Consider the following 18,383-nt stretch of genomic DNA (forward strand, 5'->3'; position numbering starts at 1 on the left):
CTCCCGATCAGTCCGCCAGATCCTGGACGCTGACGATGCCGCCGTTTTCGTCGAGGCGGTAGATGATGGGGGTGCCGGTGCCGAGCTCCCGCTTCAGGATTTCCTCAGGGCTGAGGCCTTCAAGATCCATGATGAGCGCCCGCAGGGAGTTGCCGTGTGCGGCGACGATTGTCCGGTTGCCTTTCAGCACCCGCGGCAGGATTTCCGACTTGTAATAGGGCAGCACGCGCTCGGCGGTCATCTTCAGGCTCTCGCCGCCCGGGGGCGGCACATCGAAGGAGCGGCGCCAGATGTGGACCTGCTCTTCGCCGAATTTCTCGCGTGCCTCGTCCTTGTTCATGCCTGTGAGATCGCCATAGTCGCGCTCGTTCAGGGCCTGGTCCTTCACGGTTTCCAGACCCGTCTGGCCGAGTTCTCCCAGGATGATGTCGAGGGTCTTCTGCGCCCGCGACAGGTCCGAGGTGAAGGCAATGTCGAACTTCAGTTTCAGGTCCCGCAGCTGTTCGCCAGCCTTGTGGGCTTCCGCCACGCCCTGTTCGGTCAGGTCCGGGTTCTTCCAGCCGGTGAACAGGTTTTTCAAGTTCCAATCGCTCTGTCCGTGACGGACGAGCACAAGAAGGCGATCCATGCCATTCTCCCCAAGCTATCTGCGCTGCATCATGAGTTGAGGCCGAGAACGTCGGCCATTGAATAGAGGCCCGGCTTGCGGTCGAAGCCCCAGAGGGCGGCCTTGACGGCTCCGCGGGCGAAGAGCTGCCGGTCGTCCGCGTGGTGCGTGAACGCGATGCGTTCGCCTTCGCTCGCGAAAATCACCGAATGTTCGCCGATCACGGATCCGCCCCGAAGCGTTGCAAAGCCGATATCGCCCTGACGGCGGGCGCCGGTGATGCCGTCGCGGCTGCGGACCGAATGGGCGTCCAGATCGATACCGCGCCCTTCCGCGGCCGCGCGGCCCAGCAGCAAGGCGGTCCCCGAGGGTGCATCGACCTTGTGCTTGTGGTGCATTTCGAGGACCTCGATATCGAAATCCGCATCGAGTGCAGCGGCGGCCTGGCGCACCAGGCTGGCCAGCAGATTGACGCCCAGGCTCATGTTGCCGGACTTGACGATACGTGCGTGGCGTGCGGCCGCCTTCAGCGGCTCATCCTCGCCGTCCGCCCATCCGGTCGTGCCGATGACATGCACAATCCGAGCCTGTGCGGCAAGTTCCGCGAACCACAGGCTGGCCTTCGGCGTGGTGAAATCGAGGACGCCGTCCGCCCTTGCAAAGCCTGTCAGCGGATCGTCGGTCACAGGCACACCGAGAGGGCCGGTTCCGGCGAGGTCGCCGGCATCCTTGCCGAGCAGTTCGGAGCCTTCCCGCTCAATCGCGGCAACAACCACCGCACCGGGAGTTTCGGCCACCGTCTTTGTCAGCGCCCGCCCCATGCGGCCACCGGCCCCGACGATTACCAAGCGCATCTGACCCATTCAGGTTCCCTCATTCGATCTTCGCTGGGGATATACCAGTTTCGCCAAGACAGGCAAACGCCAGATAAGCCGCAAAGAGGCCTCCTGGAAAAATATTGGACTTGTAAGATATTACCATATGAAATTCGTAGTTTTCATGGTGAATAGCACGTTAAATTACCTAGATATCGCCAATAATTTCGTCAATTCAATTCACAAAAGATAAACCCATGCTAGTTACGTTAAAATTCGCGGTTGTTTTTTCTTACACTTGCGCGGCAGGGCAAAGATTTCATGATAGTGTGCACGAATGTTCAGGAAGCCGACAACCCCGGAGAAAGCCCGGTTGTTTCCGGATCCGCGGCTGACCTCGCGGTTCCTGCCGACCGTGCCCGACTTCAAGCAACGCAAGAGACATGTTTGTGCTTCATCAGTTCGCCAAGCAGTCCAGCAAGCCCGTAACATGACGGCCGCCGGTTCAGGAGCGCTGCGTTGAAAGCAAACTTCTCCATCCCGTTCAGCCGGCTAGTGATGGCTCTGTTTGCCTTCGGGCTCATCGGAACGGCAATCGCGCTGTTCTGGATCACCTATCTCGGCAGCCTGTCGATCGCCGAACATGAAATCGCCCGAAGCGCCAAATCCAAGGCGACGCTCGCGCGCCTCGTCTTCACCCAGCATCTGGATCAGCTGGAAAACCAGATCCGGGCGATTGCCGCCGACCCGGGCATCCGCGAAGCGCTGCAGACCAGCGACAAGACCGCCGCAAAGGCGATCGTCGACCGTGCTTCGGAGGGCATGACAAGCGCGGTTCTCGACATCCTGCTGATCGATCATCCCGGCGAAGACAGCTGGGTCAACGGCAGCCTCGGCCTCATCGACATCCGCAACCAGCTTCCCACAAGTGTCCGCGCGGCGATGCCACCGGATATCTGGGTGACATATGCCGACCATACATCCGATCCGGTGGAAATCACCGCGGCCCTTTCCGTGCTTGTTCTCGACCCCAAGACGGGCCGTGCACTGGGAAGAATTTACGGTGGCACGACCGTCACGGATTCCTTCACACTTCCGGGAATTCTCGCAAAAATCCTGCGTGCGAACGACATCGCCTTCTATCATGACAACCATATCGTCGCCGGGCTCGGTGCCCTTGCCACAGAAAGCTTGCCGGACAGGCTTGCCGGTACACCGGATGAGGTCAACTACACGCTCAAGGGCGACAATCTTTTCGTCTATGCCCCGCTGATGCAGGATCTCGACGGCCACATGCTGGCGGCGGTGATCAAACAGCCCGTCGACACCCTGCAGAAAGTGGAAGAGACCTACAGCAAGCTGTTCACGCCGTTCCTGCTTTATACGGCCATCCTCGCGCTCGGGGCGGCGCTTATCGTCAACCGCATCACCAGCGCCGGCCTCGGACGTCTTGTTGCCTATGCCATGAGCCTGCGGCAGGACCGGCTGGTGTCGCCGCCACCGCCGGGCCTCATCTACGAGTTCAACAAGCTGGCGTCCATGTTCCAGGCCGCGTTCGAATCCGTGCGCAATCGCGATGCCCAGTTCAAGGACATGATCGACGGGTCGCTGCACGGCGTGCTCGTGCACGCCAATCACCGCATCCTTTATGTGAACGACGCGCTGCTGCAGATGCTGGGTTACGAGCCCGGCCAGCCGAAGCAACTGGTGGAAGCGCCGACCCTGGTGATCTATGCTCCGGAGGAGCACAGCCGCCTGCGCAGCTACTACAACCTGCGTGAAAACAGCAGCGCTCCCAGAGCCTCCGAGGTCAAGGGCATCCGCAAGGATGGCCAGATCGTCTGGCTGGAACAGCATGTGCGTGTAACGGAATGGCGGGGCGAGCGGGCCTTTTATGCCACGATCACCGATATCAGCGAACGCAAGCGCCAGGAGGAACTGGCGACGAAGAATGCCAATTTCGACATCCTGACCGGCCTGCCGAACCGGCGCCTTTTTATGGACCGGTTGCGCCAGACCCTGCAGCGCAACAAGCATGCGGGCGAACTGACCGCGCTGATGATCCTCGATCTGGACCGGTTCAAGACCGTCAACGACAGCTACGGCCCGAAAGCCGGGGATCAGGTCATCGAAACCGTCGCCACACGGCTGACCGAGGTGCTTGGACCGGACCAGACCGTCGCCCGCATGGGCGGAGACGAATTCGCGATTATCCTGTCGAACCCGGAGGACCGCTGGCAGATCGAACAGACAGCCCGCGAGATCCTCGAGACCGTCGGTACGCCCATCGGCCTGGAAAACGACGTTGAGGTCGTGCTGGCTGGCAGCCTCGGCATCACCCTGTCGCCCAGCGACGGCGATAACGACGAGGCGTTGCTTCTTCAGGCTGACAGCAGCATGCTGCAGGCAAAGGCCGACAGCGGTGCCAGCTACCGTTTCTTCGCCACGCGCATGAACGAGCAGACTGCACGGGCCGGACAGGTCGAAATATCCCTGCGCCAGGCGATCGAAAAAGGCGAGCTGCACCTCAATTTCCAGCCCATCGTCGACTTCGGCGAGAGCCGTGTGGTGAGCTGCGAAACCCTTGCCCGCTGGACGGATGCCAAGCTCGGCTTGATCCCGCCCACTGAGTTCATCAAGGTCGCCGAGGATTGCGGCCTGATCGTTCCCCTTGGCGAATGGGTGCTGCGCGAGGCTTGCTCGTTTTTCCAGTCCTGCAATCGCAACGGCCTGCGGCTCGAGGGCATCAGCGTCAACATTTCACCGCGGCAATGCCGCGACAGGGGCTTTGTCGACCGGTTGAAGGAAATCCTCGACGAGACCGGAATGGACCCCGCCCGCCTGCAACTGGAAATCACCGAAAGCGTGATGTTCGACGACCAGCGGATCAATCCGGTCGAGATCCTGGAGGCGATCAGCGCGCTCGGCATCAAGATCTCGCTGGACGATTTCGGCACAGGCTTTTCCTCGCTCAGCTACCTGAAACGCCTGCCGATCGACACACTGAAGATCGACCGGTCCTTCATCATGGGCCTGGAACGGGACCAGGACGGGCAGGCGCTCGTGCAGGCGATCATTTCCATGGCCGGTTCGCTCGGCATCGACGTCGTCTGCGAGGGGGCGGAAACCCGCGAACAATGCGAGCTGATCCACTCCTTCGGCTGCGATCTGATCCAGGGCTACAGTTTCGCCCGGCCCATGTCCGGCGCCGACTTTAACCGCTACCTGGCCAGCATGAACGGCGTGAAATCGGTCGCGGCAAAAGCAGGGTGAGCAAACAAAAACGGGGACCGCAAGGTCCCCGTTTCCACGTTGGTAGAGAAGACGCGCTTATTCGGCGTCTGCCTTTTCCTGGCGTTCGATTTCCTTGCCGGTCTCCTGGTCGACAACCTTCATGGACAGGCGCACCTTGCCACGCTCGTCGAAGCCCATGAGCTTGACCCAGACCTTGTCGCCTTCCTTGATCACGTCGGTGACCTTGGCGACTTTCTTCGGAGCCAGCTGGGAGATGTGGACCAGACCGTCCTTGGCGCCGAAGAAGTTCACGAACGCGCCGAAATCGACGCACTTCACAACGGTGCCTTCGTAGATCATGCCCACTTCCGGCTCGGCGGCAATGGAGTTGATCCAGTTGACTGCAGCCTTGATCGCCTTGCCGTCGGCAGATGCGATCTTGACGGTTCCGTCGTCCTCGATGTTGACCTTGGCGCCGGTCTTTTCCACGATTTCGCGGATGACCTTGCCGCCGGAGCCGATGACTTCACGGATCTTGTCGACCGGGATCTTCATCACTTCGATGCGCGGCGCATGTTCGCCGAGCTCGGAGCGGGCTTCGGTGATCGCCTTGGACATTTCGCCGAGGATATGAATACGGCCGTCCTTGGCCTGGCCGAGCGCGACCTTCATGATCTCTTCGGTGATGCCGTCGATCTTGATGTCCATCTGCAGCGCGGTGATGCCTTCGGCGGTACCGGCCACCTTGAAGTCCATGTCGCCGAGGTGATCTTCATCGCCAAGGATGTCGGACAGAACCGCGAAACGGTCGCCTTCCTTGATCAGGCCCATGGCGATACCGGCGACCGGAGACTTGAGCGGCACACCGGCATCCATCAGCGCCAGCGAGGTGCCGCAGACGGTTGCCATGGAGGACGAGCCGTTGGATTCGGTGATCTCGGAAACGACACGCAGCGTGTACGGAAACTCGTGATGCGCCGGCAGCATCGGGTTGATCGCACGCCAGGCAAGCTTGCCGTGGCCGATTTCGCGACGTCCCGGGGAGCCCATGCGGCCGGTTTCACCGACGGAATAGGGCGGGAAGTTGTAGTGCAGCATGAAGTGGGCCTTCACGGTGCCTTCCAGCAGGTCGATGAACTGCTCGTCTTCGCCGGTGCCGAGGGTGGCAACCACCAGGCCCTGGGTTTCGCCGCGGGTGAACAGGGCGGAACCATGTGCGCGCGGCAGGAAGCCGACTTCGGAGGAAATTGCACGGACGGTCGACAGGTCACGGCCGTCGATGCGGTTGCCAGTATCGAGGATCGCACCGCGCACGATCGAGGCTTCCAGCTTCTTGAACTGATCGCCAAGAACGGTGCCTTCGACGGCTTCGCCTTCGGCTGCATTGGTGATCAGGGCCTCGACGACCTTCGCCTTGGCGGCGTCGATCGCGTTCTTGCGGTCCGTCTTGGAGGTGATCTTGTAAGCTTCGACCAGGTCGCCTTCAGCCATCGACTTGATCTTGGCGTAAAGGTCGGAATGATCCGGCAGAACCAGCTCGCGCGGTTCCTTGGCAGCGGTTTCGGCCAGCTTGATGATCGCGTCGATCACCGGCTGGAAACCCTTGTGACCAAACATCACCGCGCCGAGCATGACGTCTTCGTCGAGCTGCTTGGCTTCCGATTCCACCATCAGCACGGCGTCGGTGGTGCCGGCGACAACCAGATCGAGCTGGGATTCCGGCATGTCGTCAACCAGCGGGTTGAGGACATATTCGCCGTTGATGTAGCCGACGCGGGCGCCGCCAATCGGGCCCATGAACGGAACGCCGGAGAGCGTCAGCGCGGCGGAAGAGGCCACCATCGCGAGGATGTCCGGAGCGTTTTCCAGATCGTGCGACAGCACGGTGATGATCACCTGGGTGTCGTTCTTGTAGCCGTCCGCGAAGAGCGGGCGGATCGGACGGTCGATCAGGCGGGACGTGAGGGTTTCGTGCTCGGACGGGCGGCCTTCGCGCTTGAAGTAGCCACCCGGGATCTTACCGGCGGCAAATGCCTTTTCCTGGTAGTTCACGGTGAGCGGGAAGAAGTCCTGGCCCGGCTTCGGGGACTTGGCGGAAACGACGGTCGCCAGGACCTTGGTTTCGCCATAGGTCGCCATCACGGCACCGTCTGCCTGACGGGCAACCTTGCCCGTTTCGAGCACGAGCGGACGTCCGCCCCACTCGACTTCTACACGATGAATATCGAACATTATCTGTCCTTACAGCTTTGCCGGTTCCGGCTGCGTTCCTCGCAGCACCGTTCTGGAACCAGGCACGTTCCCGGTCGGCCCCGTATGGGCCGGTTACCGGCGGACAGGCCACGGGCAAGACGACGGGCTGCTTTCAGCATCACTTGCAAAAAGAAGCCGGCAATCCTGCCCCATGACTTGTCACGAGGTCTCTATAGTGCGTTTGCCATCAAATGGAAACGCCCTTGAGTCATTTGAGCGCCTGGCTTTTGCCGGACCCGGAACTCACCGCTCCGGCACCCTGCCGCCATGCGCCTTCAGAGCACGTCTCGTCTGATCTGTATCGCTTTTCACTGCCTGAATTCGAGGATTTCAACGAAACTAGCGATGCAAGACTTTCTTGTTGGACGCAACGCGCTTTAATAGAAAAACGCGGCGGACATTCCTGCCCACCGCGTTTTGAAAGTTTGGATCTTAGCGGCGAATGCCAAGACGCTCGATCAGCGACTTGTAGCGTTCTTCGCTCTTGCCGCGCGCGTAGTCCAGAAGGGACCGGCGCTGCGCAACCATCTTCAGAAGACCGCGGCGGGAATGGTTGTCCTTGCCGTGACCCTTGAAGTGTTCGGTCAGGTTGTTGATGCGCTCGGTGAGGATCGCAACCTGCACTTCCGGGGAACCGGTGTCGCCTTCCTTGATGGCGTATTCCTTGATGAGCTCAGCTTTGCGCTCTGCAGTAATCGACATCGCTCTTTCCTTTCAAAGAGTGGTGGCCCGTTGGCCGGGCGCGTTGAACTGCCGGAGACCGGCCTGATCCGGATGTTTCCAGAGCCGAGATGTCGTTCAGCAAAGGATCCTTCCGGACGAATTGGGCATCAGTGCCCAATGGCGGCGGTATATGGCAGAAAACCCCGCGGAAAGCCAGAAGAATCTCGCAGCTTTTCGCCATTTCCGAAATCAGAGATGAAACACACGGCTTGGCTGGAACCGGCCCTTGTCAATTGAGCCGATGGCGACCGGTACGTCGGCGTGGCTGGCGAAGGCGACCTCCGTGTTGAGCGGGGCATCGCGGCCACGCAACAGCACGGCCATGCCCTTGCGGATCCTGGCCGCATCGTCGAGCGAGACCGGGACTTCGACCAGTGCATCCATAGCATCGCGCACCGGCAGGACGAACTCCGCCACCAGATCCCCGATGCCGGCGCTTTCTTCCAAGGCTTCGGCAGCTTCCAGAAGTTCGTCCAGCCCGACCATGTCTTCTTCGCCGAAAGGGCCGACCAGCAGACGGCGCAGTTCCGTAACGTGACCACAGGTACCGAGGCGGCGGCCGAGATCGCGGGCGAGCGCGCGCACATAGGTGCCCTTGCCGCATTCGGCTTCGAAGACGGCACGATTTTGGTCCGGACATTCGACAAGGTTCAGCCGGTGCACGTCGATCGGGCGGGCTTCCAGCACAACCTCCTCGCCGTCGCGGGCAAGATCATAGGCGCGTTCCCCGGCCACCTTGATGGCGGAGAAGATTGGCGGCACCTGCATGATCGTGCCGACGAACTCGCCGAGAACGGCGGCAATCTCTTCCGGCGCGGGACGGACTTGCGAGGTGGCAATCACCTCGCCCTCGGTGTCGTCGGTATTGGTCTCCTCGCCCCAGGTCACTTCGAACCGGTAGACCTTGCGGCCATCCATGACGAAAGGCACCGTCTTGGTGGCTTCTCCAAAGGCGACCGGCAACAGACCCGAGGCACGCGGATCAAGCGTGCCGGCATGGCCGACCTTCTCCGGCGAGAAGATCCGCTTCAGCTTGCCCAGGGCATCGTTGGAAGTCAGCCCGTAGGGCTTGTCCAGCACCAGCCAGCCATTGATGGCGTTTCTTTTTCTTTTGACTTGTTTCTGACGTGCCATGTGTCTGCTGTTGGTTCGTTGAAGAGAGAGCGCAAGATCCTCTCCCTCTTGTCATCTATTCGCTTCGATCGCCGCATGCCGCGCCCTCACCCTGAGGAAGCGCGTAAGCGCTGTCTCGAAGACGGGCCGCTTGCTCCTGAGCGTGCCGCCCATCCTTCGAGACAGGCCTAGCGGCCTTCCTCAGGATGAGGTGGGTAGGTGCGGCGGCTAAGTTCCTGTGCCAGATCTCGCGGAACCCGATCTGCCGTTGCACTACAATACGGATGACAAATCAGAGATCTTCGCGCGATATCTTCGCCTAATCCTATTCCTCTTCGTCCGCTGCCAGGTCCCGGGAGACTTCCGGCGAATGCAGCAGCGTGCCGATGCGGTCGTCGTCGTCGAAGCGGGTGTCGAGCACGAAGCGCAGGTCCGGCATGTATTTCATGGTCAGGCGGCGCGAGACCTGGCCGCGCAGGAACTTGGCGCTGCGGTTGAGCGCCTTTTCCACCTTGTCCGCGTCCTTGCCGCCAAGCGGCATCACCAGGCAGGTCGCCAGGCGCAGGTCCGGGGTCATGCGCACTTCGGGAATGGTGACGATGACGCCGTCGAGATCGGGATCGGAGAAGCCGCCGCGGGTCAGAATGTCGGACAGCTCCTTGCGCACCGTTTCGCCAACGCGCAACTGGCGCTGGGACGGGCCACGGCTGTCCTGTCCGTGATGTCTTGCCATTGTTATTGTCCTTGCCGCCGTGCGGCCAGACCAGCCCGATACACTAAGCTGAGCCCGCCCGGTTTCCGGCGAATGTAACGCGCCGCATTGGCGCCAAATGAGAAAAGAGCGCGCTTTCGCGCGCTCTCATGTCTGAATTTCGGGCATGGCAGCTGGCCGCACATGCCCGGAAGGACTGGATCCGGCGATCAGATCAGAGCGTACGCGCGATCTGTTCGACGCGGAAGCACTCGATGACGTCGCCCGGACGCATATCCTGGTACTTCACGAAGTTCATGCCGCATTCCTGACCGGACTCGACCGACTTGACCTCGTCCTTGAAGCGCTTGAGCGTGCCCAGTTCGCCTTCGTGGATGACGACGTCGTCGCGGATGAGGCGGACATTGGCGCCGCGCTCGACCACACCTTCGGTAACCAGACAGCCTGCCACCTTGCCGACCTTGGAGATGTGGAAGATTTCCTTGATCTCCGCATTGCCGAGGAAGGTTTCGCGGCGTTCCGGCGACAGCATGCCGGAGAGCGCTGCCTTGATGTCGTCGACGAGGTCGTAGATCACGTTGTAGTAGCGGATCTCGATACCGTCGCGGCTGGCTGCTTCACGGGCCTGCTTGTTGGCACGCACGTTGAAGCCGAGGATCGGCGCCTTGGAGGCGGCCGCCAGCGTGATGTCACTTTCGGTGATGCCACCGACGCCGGAGAGCAGGATGCGGGCGCCGACTTCCTCGTTGCCGAGTTCGGTAAGCGCGTGGGCGATGGCTTCCGCCGAGCCCTGCACGTCGGCCTTGAGAACCAGCGGGAATTCCTTTTTGCCGGTTTCCTGCAGGCGGTTCATCATCTGCTCGAGCGAGCCGCGCGAACCGGAGGCGACCACGGAGGCCTTCTCGCGGATCTGGCGCTGACGGTAGTCGGTGATCTCGCGGGCACGGGCCTCGTTCTCGACCACAGCGACCATATCGCCGGCTTCCGGAGTGCCCTGGAAACCCAGAACCTCGACCGGCTTGGCCGGGCCGGCTTCCTTCACCTGGTTGCCGTTCTCGTCGAGCATGGCGCGGACACGGCCCCACTCGGCACCGGCGACGAGAATGTCGCCCGGCTTGAGGGTCCCCTTCTGCACCAGCACGGTCGCGACCGGACCGCGGCCCTTGTCGAGCTGCGCTTCGATGACGATGCCTTCCGCGGTGCGGTCCGGATTGGCCTGGAGTTCGAGAACTTCGGCCTGCAGCAGGATCATTTCCAGCAGCTTGTCGAGGTTCTGGCCGCTCTTGGCCGAGACTTCCACGTCGATGACGTCACCGCCCATGCCTTCCACGACGAGGGACTCGCTGAGGAGTTCGGTGCGGACCCGGTTCGGATCGGCGCCAGGCTTGTCCATCTTGTTGATGGCGACGATGATCGGCACGTCGGCAGCCTTGGCGTGCGCCACGGCTTCCTTGGTCTGCGGCATGACGCCGTCGTCCGCGGCCACGACCAGGATCACGATATCGGTCGATTTGGCACCGCGGGCACGCATCTGCGAGAAGGCCGCGTGGCCAGGCGTATCGATGAAGGTGATCTTGTTGCCGTCCTGATCGACCTGGTAAGCGCCGATATGCTGGGTGATACCGCCAGCTTCGCCGGTGACAACCTTGGACTTGCGGATCGCGTCGAGCAGCGAGGTCTTGCCGTGGTCGACATGGCCCATGATGGTCACGACCGGCGGACGCGGCTTCAGCGTGGAGGCCTCGTCTGTGGTGGTGAACAGTCCGGTTTCCACATCGGATTCGGAGACGCGCTTGACCGTGTGGCCCAGCTCCTCGGCGATCAGCTCGGCCGTGTCGGCGTCGATGACGTCGTTGATCTTGAGCATCTGGCCCTGCTTCATCAGAAGCTTGATCACGTCCACTGCGCGCTCGGCCATTCGGTTGGCGAGTTCCTGGATCGTGATGGCTTCCGGCAGGACGACTTCACGCGAGATCTTCTCGCGCACCACCTGCTGCTGGCCGCGCTTGGCCTTTTCCTGGCGGCGGCGCATGGAGGCAAGCGAGCGGGCGCGCTGGCCGTCGTCGCCACCCGTGGCAGCCGAAATGGTCAGCTTGGAGCGGCGGCGGTCTTCGCCGGCACGCGGACGGGCTGCCGGCGCAGGTGCCTGCTTCGGCCGCTTGACAGCGCGCACGCCCTTGTTGCGATCGTCGTCTTCGCCTTCTTCGCGGGCCGGCTTCGGACGCGCGGCGGCTGCCGGCTCCTTGCGCTTGCCCATGTCGTCAAGGCTGGGCGGCTTGCCGCCGTCGGCGTGGGCAGGCTTGCGCGCCACCCTGGACGTCGCTGCCGGTGCAGCCGGAGCGGGTGCGGCTTCTGCGGCAGGCGCAGCCGGTTCCTGCTTCGGCGCTTCAGCGGCAAGGCGTGCTTCCTCGGCTTCGCGCTTGGCGCGTTCCTCGGCTTCCACCTTGGCCTGGGCTTCTTCCTCGGCCTGACGCTGTGCGGCCTCGACGGCCCGGCGCTTTTCGTCTTCCACGCGCTGCTTGCGTTCTTCGGCGTCGCGTACCTTGGCCATTTCCAGGGCAGCCATACGGGCGGCGGCCTCTTCCTTGGTCAGGGTGCGCAGAACGTTGCCGTTGCCTTTCGGGCGCTGGCCGGACGCGGCGCGGCGCGCCTGCTTTGCGGCCTGCGGATCAGGCTGCGGTGCGGTGCGCGGTGCTTCGGCGGGCCTGTCGAGACGCTGGGTCGTCGGTGCCGGACCTTCCGGTTTCGGCTCCTGTCCCGGGATCACGACACGGCGCTTCTTCTTCTCCACGACGACGGCTTTCGACCGGCCGTGCGAGAAGGACTGCCGAACAGTTCCCTGATCGCCACCGCCGCGCTTGAGGCCAAGCGTCTTGCCACGCTCAACGCTGATTGTCTTGTCGCCCGGATTTTTCGTATCGCTCATATTGCCTTCAGTCCTGCGCAACTGCCCTTAATCAGGCGTCGCCATTAGCGCCGCTTGCCGCGGAAAAGCTGCGAAAATGCTCCAGATCACGTGCCCGTGCCAGGAAATTTTCGCTCGCCTGCCCCGCAAGCAGTGCAGCATGTATCACATTTGACCGGCCCAATGCCAAATCCAATTGGTCCGAATCGAACAAACGGACGAATTGGCATCCGTTTGTCGGCTCCTCTCTTGCCGCGGCCACCGCCGCCAGCTTCCGCACCCCGTCCTCTGCAGCGTCCGTGGCGTGGATCAGCCCCACGACGGGATCCCGCCGCAGAGCCGCTTCAACCTTTGCGAAACCGGTCACCAGCTCACCGGCCTTGCGCGTCATGGACAGCGCCTGTAGCGCCAACCGTTCCATGAGCGCATCGACCCGATCCGCCAGTCCCGGCTCGACACGGACTTCCGTCTTGAAGCCCCTGCCGAAAACTTTCTTCCGGTCCTTCTCGGCAACCGCCACGATCTCTCTCGTGGCGCTCACCCAGACACCCCGGCCCGGAAGAACCCGTTTCAGATCCGGGACCACCTGGCCCTCGGGATCGAGGACGAACCGGATCAACGAACTGACCGGTTGAACCTCCCGGGTGACGGCGCATTGCCGTTCGGTCGGTTCGTTCTTCCTTGGCACGCCGCCGTTCCTCCGGATCACCCGACCCGCCGCACCTGGCGCCGGGTCAAAAGCCGATTGCCTCTTGGTTATCCGTTCAGGATGGCGCCGCCATGCGGCTCTTCCTGAGCGACTTCGACCTCTTCGGCTTCCTCATCCTCATCGGCATACTCCCCGGCCTGGGCCGCGAGTTCCTCTTCGGTGATCCAGCCGGCCGCGAGACGGGCCGCCATAACGATGTTCTCTGCTTCCGCGCGGGACATGTCGAACCCGGTAAGAGCGCCGTCGAAGCGCTTGGTTTCGCCGTCCTTGCGTTCGGTCCAGCCGACGAGATCGTCGGCGGCACAGCCGGCGAGATCTTCCATCGTCTTGATGTCGTCCTTGCCGAGCGCAACCAGCATAGCCGTTGTCAGGCCGTCAATCGAGCGCAGGTCGTCGGAAACGCCGAGTTCGATGCGTTCCTCGTCGAGCTTGGCTTCGAGTTCGGCCAGATAGTCGCGGGCGCGGGCCTGGATCTCGACGGCGGTGTCGTCGTCGAAACCTTCGATCATCGCGATTTCGTCGAGCTCGACATAGGCCACTTCCTCAACCGAGGTAAAGCCTTCGGTCGCCAGAAGCTGGCCGACCATCTCGTCGACATTGAGGGCTTCCATGAAGAGTTGCGAACGCTCCAGGAATTCCTTCTGGCGGCGGTCGCTTTCTTCCTGCTCGGTCATGATGTCGATGGCCCAGCCGGTGAGCTGGGACGCCAGACGGACGTTCTGACCGCGGCGGCCGATCGCCAGAGACAATTGGTCATCCGGGACGACAACTTCAATACGCTCGGCGTCTTCGTCGAGAACGACCTTGGCGACTTCCGCCGGCTGCAGGGCGTTGACGATGAACGTCGCGGCTTCGTCGTTCCACGGAATAATGTCGATCTTCTCGCCCTGAAGTTCACCGACAACGGCCTGAACGCGGCTGCCGCGCATACCGACGCAGGCGCCGACCGGGTCGATCGAGCTATCCTTGGAGATCACGGCGATCTTGGCGCGCGAGCCCGGGTCACGGGCAACCGACTTGATCTCGATGACGCCGTCATAGATTTCCGGTACTTCCTGGGCAAAGAGCTTGGCCATGAACTGCGGATGGGTGCGCGACAGGAAAATCTGCGGACCGCGCTGCTCGCGGCGCACGTCGTAGATATAGGCGCGGATGCGGTCGCCGGTGCGGAAGATTTCGCGCGGGATCAGCTCGTCGCGGCGCACGATGCCTTCACCACGGCCCAGATCCACGATGACGTTGCCGTATTCGGCGCGCTTGACGACACCGTTGATGACTTCGCCGACGCGGTCCTTGAATTCGTCATACTGGCGGTCGCGCTCGGCTTCGCGCACTTTCTGCACGATGACCTGCTTTGCGGACTGGGCGGCGATACGGCCGAAATCGAGTGGCGGCAACGGTTCAGCAATGAAATCGCCAAGACCGGCTTCCGGGTTGCGGGCCTGCGCCTCGTCGAGCGCAATTTCCGTGGAGACGTTTTCTACGCTGTCAACGACCTGAAGCAGGCGCTGCAGACGGATCTCACCGGTCTTCGGATTGATTTCCGCACGGACTTCCGTCTCGGTGCCGTAGCGGGAGCGGGCCGCCTTCTGGATTGCGTCTTCCATCGCGTTGATGACGATCATCCGGTCGATGGATTTCTCCCGTGCGACCGCGTCAGCGATTTGCAGCAGTTCCAGCCGGTTCGCGCTGATTGCCATATTCCACTCCTCTTGCGCCAAGGATCGGTTCGGGCGCGTTCTTCTTTTCTCCGCCTGAGCTTGAGGCTCAGTTGGGCCTGTTGTCCTGTGTCAGCTCTTCGTCTTCGCCGCGCGCGGCAAGCGCTGCTTTTTCGGCCTGAAGAGCTGCGGTAATCAAATCGTCGGTCAGCACCAGCTTGGCTTCGCCGATATTTTCCAGCGGCAGCGCAACGGTGTCGTCCTCTCCCTCGCGCACATCCGGCAGGCGCAGCTTTGCGGTGCCGTCCCCGGCGCCGAGCAACTTGCCACGGAAGCGCTTGCGGCCGTCCAGCATCACGGCCATCTCGACCTTCAGCTCGTGACCGGCCCAGCGGTTGAAGTCGCCGGCACGCACCAGCGGCCGGTCGATACCCGGAGAAGAAACTTCAAGGTGGTAGGCCCGGTTGATCGGGTCCTCGACATCGAGCGCCGGCGATACGGCGCGGCTGATGGTTTCGCAGTCCTCGACGGTCATCGTGCCGTCCGGGCGCTCGGCCATGATCTGCAATGTGCAGCCGTTCTGGGCGCTGATCCGGGTCCGCACGAGCCGGTAGCCAAGGTCTTCGATGACCGGCTCCACAATTGCGGCAACACGGGCGTCAAGGCCCTGTTCCGTCACAATTCTCGGTTCGTGTGCGCTCACACCTGGCTCCTCGATGCGGCCGCTTCCGGCCTTGACTTTATTCACGCGATCAATCTCCGCCGGCTGACGCGAAGCGCCTCTGGCGGGTCGATCCTGAGCATCGGATGCCTGATCTGGCGTTTACATAGGGCAATCCTGCTCGAAATCCCGAATTCGACCGTTTCCGGATTATGTAAGCAAAAAAGAGCGGGTCCCCGGCGGGCCCACTCTCAAAGTGCTCAGATAAGCCGTTTGAGGTGAAACACGGGCTGTATAACGCCAAACTTGTCAAAAAGGCAAGAGGCCCGGCCAAATTCCTCAAAGAAGTTGCGGCAGGCCGGAAATGCGACCCGAATGCCTACGCTTTACGGCTAAACCCTGCGGAACGTCAGATAGCGGCCGATGCGGCCCTCGCGGTTGGCCTTGGCCTCGTAGCGGGTGCCCGGCCAACCGTCCCATGGGGTCTTCCAGTCGGCAGACGTTTCTGCCGTCCAGTCAAAGGCCGCATGGTCGCGGCAATGGCGCAGGGTCCAGTCGACATATGTGTCGATATCGGAGGCAAACCGGAACTCGGCACCGGGCTTGATTGCGCGGGCGTAGCGGTCGAGATTCTCTGCGTTGATAAAGCGGCGCTTCCAGTGACGCTTCTTCGGCCAGGGGTCCGGGTAGAGCTGGTAGGCAAGATCGAGACTCGCCTCCGGCAGCCAGTCGAGCACATTTATGGCATCGTCGTCATAGAGGCGGACATTCTGCAGGCCTTCGCCCACAACGGCGGTAACGGCCTTGGCCATGCTGCCGACAAACGGCTCGACACCAATGAAGCCGGTGCGCGGATTGGTCCTTGCCCGGTGAAGCAGATGCTCGCCGCCGCCGAAACCGACCTCCAGGCAGACCGTGTCGACATCCGCATCGAACAGATCTCTCAGATCCGCAGGCGCAGGCGCAGACAGGTCCAGCGACAGGCGCGGCAATTCGTTTTCCATCAGCGCCTCGCGGCGCGGGCTCAGTGGCTTGCCCTTGCGGCGGCCGAAAAAGGAACCTTCGTAACGGTCGGTCATCTTGCTACTTCAAAACGACAGATCGCCGGAGCGGAGCCGGCGATCTGCTTCTTCATCTTTATCCGGTCAGCGGGTACGTCGCTTATCCCGCAAGCGGGCGGAGCGCGTCAACCAGGTCGGTCCTCTCCCAGGAGAAGCCGCCATCGGCCTCCGGCTCACGGCCGAAGTGGCCGTAAGCGGCGGTGCGCTCATAGATCGGATTGTTGAGCTTCAGGTGCTGGCGGATGCCGCGCGGGCTGAGGCCCATGACATCGCGCAGTGCCTTTTCCAGCTTCGCCTCGTCGCAGCGGCCCGTGCCATGCAGGTCGACATAGACCGAGAGCGGCTCCGGAACGCCGATGGCGTAGGAAAGCTGGATGGTGCAGCGGTCGGCCAGATCTGCTGCGACAACGTTCTTGGCGAGATAGCGCGCCGCATAAGCCGCGGAGCGGTCCACCTTGGTCGGGTCCTTGCCGGAGAAAGCACCACCGCCATGGGGAGCTGCACCGCCATAGGTGTCGACGATGATCTTGCGGCCTGTCAGGCCTGCATCGCCGTCCGGGCCGCCAATGACGAAAGCGCCGGTCGGGTTGACGTGCCACACGGTCTCGCCGGTGATGAAGCCGTCAGGCAGCGCCGTGCGAATGTAAGGCTCGACGATTGCCTTGACGTCGGAGGAGGTCAGGGCCGGATCGAGATGCTGGGTCGACAGCACGATGGAGGTGGCAGCAACCGGCACGCCGTTTTCGTAGCGCACGGTGACCTGGCTCTTGGCGTCCGGGCCGAGCACCGGCTCCTTGCCGGATTTGCGGGCTTCTGCCAGCAGGCGGAGGATCTTGTGGGAATAAAGGATCGGCGCCGGCATCAGCTCTTCGGTCTCGCGGCAGGCGTAGCCGAACATGATGCCCTGGTCGCCTGCACCTTCGTCCTTGTTGTCAGCCGCATCGACGCCCTGCGCGATATGCGCGGACTGGGCGTGCAGGTGAACGGCGATATCGCAGTTTTCCCAGTGGAAGCCTTCCTGCTCGTAGCCGATGTCCTTCACGGCCATGCGGGCAAGATGGGCGATGTAATCGTTGGTAATGGTGGCCGGACCGCGGGTTTCTCCGGCGATCACGATGCGGTTGGTCGTTGCCAGGGTTTCACAGGCAACACGCGCTTCCGGCATTTCTCTGAGATAGGCGTCGACGACGGCATCGGAGATCCGGTCGCAGACTTTGTCCGGGTGTCCTTCGGAAACGGACTCGGAGGTAAACAGGTAATTCTGACGTGCCATTGGCGATCGTCCTTCTGGGAATGAATATGACAGAAGCGGCGATGAAATCGCCGCTTCGCGTGCATCAATCTTAGAAGTTCTTCGCCACGTCAAGCGTGAGGGAGAAATTTTGTCAGTCGTCGCCTGCAAGCGAGCGCACAAGATCAACGATCCGGCGGCGAACCTTCGGGTCTTCAATCCGCACGAAAGCCTTGTTCAGAGACAGGCCTTCGGAAGATGACAGGAAATCGACGACATAGGAAGTCGGCTGGGTTTCGCCGAAACCTTCCGCTTCTTCAGGCGTACCGGGTGCGTCTTCGAAGAAGAAGGACACCGGGACCTTCAAGATGGTCGCGATGTGCTGCAGGCGGCTGGCGCCGATACGGTTGGTGCCTTTTTCGTATTTCTGGATTTGCTGGAAGGTGATGCCAAGGGCTTCGCCGAGCTTTTCCTGACTCATGCCTAGCATCATGCGCCGGAGCCGTACGCGGCTGCCAACGTGAATATCGATCGGATTCGGAGACTTCTTACTGGGCATCTGTGTCGGTCTTTCTTGTTCTCGCGGAAGGCTCCGCTTGTTTTCGTTTGCACAAGCTCCCCTGAATTCCCCCCACAGGCTCAGAAGATCGAAGTTTGCCCGCAACCTTTCACTTGTACATGAAGCAGCCCTCAATCGGCTA

At 62.0% G+C, this 18,383-nt stretch carries 14 protein-coding genes; 1 reads left to right on the top strand and 13 read right to left on the bottom strand.

Annotated features, from left to right (window positions below; translation table 11 throughout):
- Nucleotides 1-7: 7 nt before the first annotated feature.
- Entirely contained in the window at nt 8-628 is a 621-nt protein-coding gene (locus ACX3M4_RS16020) for a 2,3-bisphosphoglycerate-dependent phosphoglycerate mutase (RefSeq protein WP_459354003.1), read from the bottom strand.
- 29 nt (nt 629-657) lie between these two features.
- Nucleotides 658-1,470 (bottom strand): 4-hydroxy-tetrahydrodipicolinate reductase, encoded by an 813-nt coding sequence (gene dapB / locus ACX3M4_RS16025; protein ID WP_459354004.1) that lies wholly within the window; start codon nt 1,468-1,470, stop codon nt 658-660.
- Between the two features lie 471 nt (nt 1,471-1,941).
- On the opposite strand from dapB, the gene ACX3M4_RS16030 reads away from it, so the two are divergent.
- The gene (locus tag ACX3M4_RS16030) at nt 1,942-4,695 is read left to right on the top strand and encodes a putative bifunctional diguanylate cyclase/phosphodiesterase (protein ID WP_459354005.1); all 2,754 of its coding nucleotides are present in this window, start codon (nt 1,942-1,944) and stop codon (nt 4,693-4,695) included.
- A gap of 57 nt (nt 4,696-4,752) precedes the next feature.
- Here ACX3M4_RS16030 and pnp read toward each other — a convergent pair whose 3' ends face one another.
- The 11 genes from pnp to ACX3M4_RS16085 all read right to left on the bottom strand — a co-directional run bounded on the left by pnp (nt 4,753) and on the right by ACX3M4_RS16085 (nt 18,241).
- A complete protein-coding gene (gene pnp / locus ACX3M4_RS16035; RefSeq protein ID WP_459354006.1) occupies nt 4,753-6,888 on the bottom strand; it encodes a polyribonucleotide nucleotidyltransferase in 2,136 nt (711 codons plus the stop codon).
- Between the two features lie 453 nt (nt 6,889-7,341).
- The gene (gene rpsO, locus ACX3M4_RS16040; protein WP_459354007.1) at nt 7,342-7,611 is read right to left on the bottom strand and encodes a 30S ribosomal protein S15; all 270 of its coding nucleotides are present in this window, start codon (nt 7,609-7,611) and stop codon (nt 7,342-7,344) included.
- A 210-nt stretch (nt 7,612-7,821) separates the two neighbouring features.
- Nucleotides 7,822-8,766, bottom strand: coding sequence for a tRNA pseudouridine(55) synthase TruB (gene truB / locus ACX3M4_RS16045; protein ID WP_459354008.1), 945 nt, complete (start codon nt 8,764-8,766; stop codon nt 7,822-7,824).
- Nucleotides 8,767-9,070: 304 nt separating this feature from the next.
- Nucleotides 9,071-9,478: a 30S ribosome-binding factor RbfA gene (gene rbfA, locus ACX3M4_RS16050; RefSeq protein ID WP_459354009.1), complete on the bottom strand. Its 408-nt coding sequence runs from the start codon at nt 9,476-9,478 to the stop codon at nt 9,071-9,073.
- A 193-nt stretch (nt 9,479-9,671) separates the two neighbouring features.
- Entirely contained in the window at nt 9,672-12,383 is a 2,712-nt protein-coding gene (gene infB, locus ACX3M4_RS16055) for a translation initiation factor IF-2 (RefSeq protein WP_459354010.1), read from the bottom strand.
- Between the two features lie 31 nt (nt 12,384-12,414).
- Nucleotides 12,415-13,050, bottom strand: a complete 636-nt coding sequence (locus ACX3M4_RS16060; protein WP_459354011.1) for an RNA-binding protein — start codon at nt 13,048-13,050, stop codon at nt 12,415-12,417.
- A gap of 68 nt (nt 13,051-13,118) precedes the next feature.
- On the bottom strand, nt 13,119-14,771 hold the full coding sequence (gene nusA, locus ACX3M4_RS16065; protein WP_459354012.1) for a transcription termination factor NusA: 1,653 nt from the start codon (nt 14,769-14,771) through the stop codon (nt 13,119-13,121).
- A 67-nt stretch (nt 14,772-14,838) separates the two neighbouring features.
- Nucleotides 14,839-15,432, bottom strand: coding sequence for a ribosome maturation factor RimP (gene rimP, locus ACX3M4_RS16070; protein ID WP_459359441.1), 594 nt, complete (start codon nt 15,430-15,432; stop codon nt 14,839-14,841).
- A gap of 350 nt (nt 15,433-15,782) precedes the next feature.
- Nucleotides 15,783-16,469, bottom strand: coding sequence for a tRNA (guanine(46)-N(7))-methyltransferase TrmB (trmB, locus tag ACX3M4_RS16075; protein ID WP_459354013.1), 687 nt, complete (start codon nt 16,467-16,469; stop codon nt 15,783-15,785).
- Nucleotides 16,470-16,551: 82 nt separating this feature from the next.
- Nucleotides 16,552-17,724 (bottom strand): methionine adenosyltransferase, encoded by a 1,173-nt coding sequence (gene metK / locus ACX3M4_RS16080; protein WP_459354014.1) that lies wholly within the window; start codon nt 17,722-17,724, stop codon nt 16,552-16,554.
- Nucleotides 17,725-17,836: 112 nt separating this feature from the next.
- Entirely contained in the window at nt 17,837-18,241 is a 405-nt protein-coding gene (locus ACX3M4_RS16085) for a helix-turn-helix domain-containing protein (protein ID WP_297579229.1), read from the bottom strand.
- Nucleotides 18,242-18,383: the final 142 nt, after the last annotated feature.

The organism is Roseibium sp. M-1, assembly GCF_054515675.1.

Excerpts from the sequence above, each read along its gene's own strand:
- dapB (WP_459354004.1), bottom strand. The coding sequence starts at position 1,470 with ATGGGTCAGATGCGCTTGGTAATCGTCGGGGCCGGTGGCCGCATGGGG.
- rbfA (WP_459354009.1), bottom strand. The coding sequence starts at position 9,478 with ATGGCAAGACATCACGGACAGGACAGCCGTGGCCCGTCCCAGCGCCAG.
- infB (WP_459354010.1), bottom strand. The coding sequence starts at position 12,383 with ATGAGCGATACGAAAAATCCGGGCGACAAGACAATCAGCGTTGAGCGT.
- truB (WP_459354008.1), bottom strand. The coding sequence starts at position 8,766 with ATGGCACGTCAGAAACAAGTCAAAAGAAAAAGAAACGCCATCAATGGC.
- pnp (WP_459354006.1), bottom strand. The coding sequence starts at position 6,888 with ATGTTCGATATTCATCGTGTAGAAGTCGAGTGGGGCGGACGTCCGCTC.
- ACX3M4_RS16085 (WP_297579229.1), bottom strand. The coding sequence starts at position 18,241 with ATGCCCAGTAAGAAGTCTCCGAATCCGATCGATATTCACGTTGGCAGC.
- metK (WP_459354014.1), bottom strand. The coding sequence starts at position 17,724 with ATGGCACGTCAGAATTACCTGTTTACCTCCGAGTCCGTTTCCGAAGGA.
- nusA (WP_459354012.1), bottom strand. The coding sequence starts at position 14,771 with ATGGCAATCAGCGCGAACCGGCTGGAACTGCTGCAAATCGCTGACGCG.
- rpsO (WP_459354007.1), bottom strand. The coding sequence starts at position 7,611 with ATGTCGATTACTGCAGAGCGCAAAGCTGAGCTCATCAAGGAATACGCC.
- ACX3M4_RS16020 (WP_459354003.1), bottom strand. The coding sequence starts at position 628 with ATGGATCGCCTTCTTGTGCTCGTCCGTCACGGACAGAGCGATTGGAAC.
- trmB (WP_459354013.1), bottom strand. The coding sequence starts at position 16,469 with ATGACCGACCGTTACGAAGGTTCCTTTTTCGGCCGCCGCAAGGGCAAG.